3 protein-coding genes are annotated in these 5,266 nt (G+C 47.7%); 2 read left to right on the plus strand and 1 reads right to left on the minus strand.

Features of this window, described 5'->3' with window-relative positions:
- Positions 1 to 421: 421 nt before the first annotated feature.
- The gene (gene pssA, locus AB1N33_RS16485; protein ID WP_411272663.1) at positions 422 to 1,249 is read right to left on the minus strand and encodes a CDP-diacylglycerol--serine O-phosphatidyltransferase; all 828 of its coding nucleotides are present in this window, start codon (positions 1,247 to 1,249) and stop codon (positions 422 to 424) included.
- Between the two features lie 219 nt (positions 1,250 to 1,468).
- On the opposite strand from pssA, the gene AB1N33_RS16490 reads away from it, so the two are divergent.
- Positions 1,469 to 4,267: a tetratricopeptide repeat protein gene (locus AB1N33_RS16490; protein WP_411272664.1), complete on the plus strand. Its 2,799-nt coding sequence runs from the start codon at positions 1,469 to 1,471 to the stop codon at positions 4,265 to 4,267.
- A gap of 149 nt (positions 4,268 to 4,416) precedes the next feature.
- Complete coding sequence (locus tag AB1N33_RS16495; protein WP_411272665.1) at positions 4,417 to 5,091, plus strand: hypothetical protein; 675 nt, start codon at positions 4,417 to 4,419, stop codon at positions 5,089 to 5,091.
- The last annotated feature ends 175 nt before the right edge of the window (positions 5,092 to 5,266 follow it).

Genomic DNA, 5,266 nt, shown 5'->3' on the forward strand with positions numbered 1-5,266 from the left:
GCCATGATCAAACTCTTCAATTAAATATATCGAAATATGAATTGTCGTTGTGACACTCTTAACGAGTGCCCACACAGATTGTCTTGTCTAAATTGTTAAAGAACATTTTGGCAATCGGATAAACCCATTGCACGCTTTTCAGCTTTTACTTGCTTTCGGTCTCTGCCGAAGCGGGATGCGTATGTTACTTTGCAGCCCGATTTTGTCAACCATTTTTTCGTTTGTTTTAACGATTTTTTTGGTTTTCATTTCGTTGGTTATGCGCTGTTTTCAGACCGCCTCTCAACGAGCCGCGCATTCTACGGATAAAGCGCTTACCGTCAACAGGCAACTGTCAAAAAAATCAAAAAAACGACCTGAACGGTCGTTTTTTAATCGTTACGAATAAGATTTGTACAATCAGCAATGCGGCATCACCTTATTAACCACTTTTTGACTTATCTTCAGTCACAGTTTGTGTCGATTTCGCGGTTTCGTCATTTTTAACGAAATCTGCATCTTCCTCATGATCACCAACAACATCACTCAGCGTGACCTTATCAACGGTACGGAATGTGTTAATGGGACCGGCAAGTGCATAAAGCGCAAAGACGATAAACAGTACCAATGCAGGCTCGGTAGCTACGATGACGAAAATCATCAATACAATGAGCAGCCCTACAAATGGCACCTTACCCTGCCAGTTCACCTCTTTAAACGAGTTGTATTTGAAGTTGCTGACCATCAAAAGCCCGGTCACTGACGTTACCAGTGCCACTATCAGTCCATAGTCACTGCCACTGAGACCGTATTCAACCCCTACCCAGACAAGACCAGACGTAACGGCTGCAGCCGCAGGACTTGCCAGCCCCTGAAAGAAGCGTTTATCCGCGATACCAACCTGAGTATTGAAACGTGCTAACCGCAGCGCCGCACCTGCCACGTAAATAAAGGCAGCCAACCAACCGAGTTTACCTAACTCAGTGAGCCCCCAGTTATAGGCAACTAACGCTGGCGCCATTCCAAATGACACCATATCTGCCATTGAGTCATATTCAGCGCCGAAATCACTTTGTGTGTTGGTCATGCGCGCGACACGACCATCCAGACCATCAAATATCATCGCGACGAATACAGCCACGGCCGCCGCTTCAAAACGCCCGTTCATTGATGAGACTACCGCGAAGAACCCCGAAAACAGTCCGGCGGTCGTCAGCAGGTTCGGTAATAAATAGATACCCTTACGTTTTTTATCCACAGAATCTGGCATTACATACTCCTATATAATGGGCAAAGGATATCACATTCATGCGACCCTGCCGCAAGAGGTAACCTGCAGAATCCGTAAAACTTTGCACTAGGACGCTTATTTCTGCGCCTCACCCATCGTGGTCCTCAGCCATCTGTCATGTGTCACCATTCGTTACATTGATTTTGTTTTCACAAGCCCTGTATTATCAGAAACAATTGAAGTGGCTCAGGACAGACCATGTATTCTTCGTTACGCCCCTTGTTTGCGGGCATGCTATTGCTATTTACTGCTTCCGTCAGCGCGCAGTCTGACGTGTCAGAGCGCTATGAGCTCGCGTTACAGAACTTCAACAACCAGAATTATAAACGTGCCTTTGTTAATTTGCGTTCGGTGCTTAATGACCAGCCCGATCACTTACCCTCCAAAATACTCATGGGTAACGTGTTGTTGCTCGAAGGTCTGGTTTTTGATGCGGGGCAGGAGTTTGAGGATGCCCTCGCCCTCGGTGCAGATCCAAATGTGGTCATGCCAGGGCTTCTACAGGTTTATCTGCTTCAGGAAGACTATGACAAGGTTATTCAGTTCAATCAGTCCCGCCTGAAAAAAGACCTCTGGCCTGACGTCTTATTGTTTAAAGCGAATGCCTTTGAGGGCAAGGGAAATCCGGGTCAGGCCGAAACACTTTATGCGGAGGCACTTGGTCTGTCTTCAGAAAATCGCATTCTCAACAGTTGTGCATCATTCCTGCTAAATAAAAACCGACTGGCCGATGCCCGCGAATTGATAGAGAAGGCCTATTCTCAGGACAGCCGGGATGTCAGAACGCTCCAGTTGTTTGCTTTACTAAGCAGTGCTGAGGGCAAAAAGGTGCAGGCGCTGGATTACCTGAGAACCGCAATCCAAATCAACCCTGATGATCCTATTGTGCAACGGTCAATGCTGTTCAGCTATCTGGAACTTAACCGCTTAGCGGAAGCTAAAGCACTGGTTGAATCGATTTTAAAAACGTCACCGAATGACCCAATGATGCAGCTGATGGACGTTGCGCTCCTGTTGCGCAGCGGTGACACCGTTGCCGCAGAGGCCGCACTCGAAACGCTGTCTAACACACTCAGTATTCTTGATGCGACGTCGGATAAGTCTGAATCAATGCTGCCGCTTATCAAAGGTATGACTAACTTCCTCAAAGGTGACTTTGAAAAGAGTTCGCGTCAGCTCGAAAATTATCTGAAAAGAGAAAAAGTCGATCCGGTCGGGATCAGTCTGCTTGCACAGTTATACCTTCAGGGAAACGACAAACGCCGGGCCAAGCTGTTACTGGAGTCACATCTTGCTCTAATCATCAAAAAGCCATCACTGGTAGCGATGTTGTGTAATATCTACATCAACGCCAGCAAGCAGTTGTTTTGTTCAGAGCTTCTCAACAAACTCGATGACAATGTGCGTCACAGCGAGGCCGTTATTTTTGCGGAAGCAGGGCTACTTCGAAGCCAGGCAAAGGTGAGCGCTGCTATCGAGTTGCTGGAACGTGAATTCCCCGCGCCCAGAAACGACCGGGCGTCCATGCTGTTAATTGAGCTTTATGCGATGCAGGGCGACTGGGAAACTGCACTTTCACGTGCAAACGCGCTTATCGAATCGTCTTTGGACAATCAGGCCTACCTGCGCTTAAAAGCCGATTTACTGTTGTCAATGAATCGCCCGGTTGACGCTGAACCGCTGATTACGCGCTTACTCAAAAAAGACCCTGAGCATCCTGACACGCTGGTGCTAAAAGCTCGGTATTTGCTGCAACAAAAGCAGATTAAAAATGCGCTGCCGGTACTGGAAGGTTTGTACGAACGAAAGCCCAATGACGAAGATATCATTGGACTTCTTTCCTCTGCACTTGCTATGGACGGCAATTTTCAGGAAGCAATCACCCGACTTGAAATGTTCAGAAAGCAGAATGACGAATCTGATCGCATCACCCGGGCACTGGCGAAAGTCTACACGCAAAGCGGAAACTATAGTGCCGCGCTTAACGAAGTAGAAAAACTACGCCGTAGGTACATTGGCAGCACCCAGTACGTGGAAGCGAAAATTGATTTGCTGACACGCCTTAACGAGTTCCAGCAGGCAAAAAATGAAATTGCCCGGCTGGAGCTGATGCTTGATGATTCCGAAACGTCCGGATTAAAGCTGGTGCAGTATAAGAAGGCACTGAACGACTATGACGGTGCCATTTCTACTCTGGATAAGCTGCTTCGCGATAAACCAGGCTCAGAGCGTGTGGTGTTAGAAAAGACACGATTGCAGATTCTGGCGGGTAAACCAGACAATGCAAAGCAAACCCTCTCGTCTCTGCTGAACACGTCATCTGTGTCTCCTGCCGCACTGTTTATGGCCGCAAAAATTGCTGAACAGCAGGAGGATGCGCAAGCCGCTTACACGTTTTATGAACGGGGTTTTGTTCAATCTGATGGACAGCCACTGTTTGCCAGCGGCATGCTGTCGGTTCAACAGCAACACAGTCTAGATGTGCCATTCGCCGATACCGTCAAGCGGATTATGCAGGAGCAGCCCTCTCATTCACCATCACTGTATTACCTGCTGGGACAGTATTATCGTCTGACTGATCAGCGTAATGAGGCTGAAAAGATACTGACCACCTACATTAACCAGCGTGAGGCAACAAACCTTGATCTCGCTCTGGCGCAGCTTGCAGAACTGGTTACCGACAATAACCCTCAGCAGGCTAACAGATATGCAAAGCGTGCGTTCGAACTGTCACCAAACAATCCTGCCGTTCTGCGCGCCTATGGCTGGAGTTTTGAAGGTTTGGGTAACCATGAACAGGCACTCTATCATCTGCGACAGGCGCTCGCATTCGACGCCAGCAACAGTGAAACCTTATATAAGCTGGCCGCCGTGTTATCCGCGCTGTCACGGAATAACGAGGCGCAGACCTATCTCGAGGACGCTATCAGATACAATAATCCATCGCGTTTTGCACAAAAAGCAACAGCGTTATCTGAACAGCTCAAAGGGCGGTAGTCCCAGGTCATATTCGTGGTGTCAGCAAATTTTACAATGGCCCAGACCATATATTATAACACCATGTTTTAAAACGATTTTTAATTTTGGTTCGATAAATGCATAGCTGTGGTATATAATTTCGGTAGTTGCTCTCTATGAAGTCTATTATGTCTATACGTTCATTTATTACACTGGCAGCATTGGTCGTATCTGCGCAAGGTTTTGCTGCAGCACCGCTTGAAACCTGCGATGTGAATGACCTGGAACTGATCTCCCACCCTGACGACAGCGTGGAAGTGTTGGGCTGCGCCGGTGCTTTGTCTGGTACAGATTCTAATGCTGATTCGTGGTTGCAGAATCTGGAAGTTTGGGATGAGTCAGGAATTTTGACAAATGTGGATGGCGGCACGACCAGCACAGAATGGACTTACGTCACTAAATACCTGCCTAACGGTACGGTTGAAAGCGGTGAGCCGGGTAACTCCATCTTCTCCATTGAGTTTCATGACTGCCGGGACAACGATGGAAACTCAGTACCCTGTTCTGACGATGCGGTTGCCTTTGGGGTGACAATTAACTTCAGTGATGTTGAAGCCCTTCTCTTCAACCAGTTCGTGTTTGTTGCGAAAGCGGCAAAATATTATTCACTGTACCAGGTTGAAGTACTGGAAGGTATCGAGTCACTCACCGGCACCATGACCATGGTAAGTAAAAATGGTATGTCTCATCTCTCCGTTTGGGCAGCAAACACCGGTGTGCCTGACGTTGAAGTCAGTGCGCCAGCGACCTTAGGGTTGTTGCTGGCAAGCGGCCTGGTTATGGTCAGACGTCGCAAACAATAAACAACGTTGCAATCTTTTAAAAAAGCCCCCGCACTGCGGGGGCTTTTTTTTTGGGGGTGACCCGTCCTAAATAAAGTTGACACTTTCCAGCTTCTTTTTGGAGAGTGTAATGAATACAAGTACTAAACGAACTCAGCGGGATTATTCACTGGCCTTTAAACTGGCGGTTGTCGAC

Source organism: Alteromonas nitratireducens (assembly GCF_040812025.1).
Taxonomy (GTDB): domain Bacteria; phylum Pseudomonadota; class Gammaproteobacteria; order Enterobacterales; family Alteromonadaceae; genus Alteromonas; species Alteromonas nitratireducens.

Bases quoted from the DNA above. Each gene is read 5' to 3' on its own strand.
- pssA (WP_411272663.1), bottom strand. From the start codon at position 1,249: ATGCCAGATTCTGTGGATAAAAAACGTAAGGGTATCTATTTATTACCG.
- AB1N33_RS16490 (WP_411272664.1), top strand. From the start codon at position 1,469: ATGTATTCTTCGTTACGCCCCTTGTTTGCGGGCATGCTATTGCTATTT.
- AB1N33_RS16495 (WP_411272665.1), top strand. From the start codon at position 4,417: ATGTCTATACGTTCATTTATTACACTGGCAGCATTGGTCGTATCTGCG.